Source organism: Achromobacter sp. DH1f, from assembly GCF_000633435.1.
GTDB lineage: Bacteria > Pseudomonadota > Gammaproteobacteria > Burkholderiales > Burkholderiaceae_B > Achromobacter > Achromobacter deleyi.
Genome location: NZ_AYMF01000135.1, coordinates 1 through 240 on the forward strand (window position 1 = coordinate 1; position 240 = coordinate 240).

The window sequence follows — 240 nt, forward strand, 5'->3', positions numbered from 1 at the left end:
GGCTGGCCAGCGCGCTGGCCACGCCCGCGCCGATCAGGCCCAGCGCCGGAAAGCCCAGGTTGCCGAACACCAGCACCCAATTGCCCAGCACGTTGAACAGAATCGCGCCGATCGCCACGATGAAGGCCCAGCGCGGCTGTTGCAGCGCGGCCATGAACGAGCGCAGCACCAGGAACCCCAGGAAGGGCGGCATGGCCCATAGCAGCGCGCGCAGGTATTCGCCGGCCAGCGCCGCCAGTG

At 70.0% G+C, this 240-nt stretch carries 1 protein-coding gene; it reads right to left on the reverse strand.

Annotated features, from left to right (window positions below):
• Positions 1-240: polysaccharide biosynthesis C-terminal domain-containing protein (locus U858_RS0133435; RefSeq protein WP_029954827.1), on the reverse strand; the 240-nt coding region annotated here is incomplete at both ends.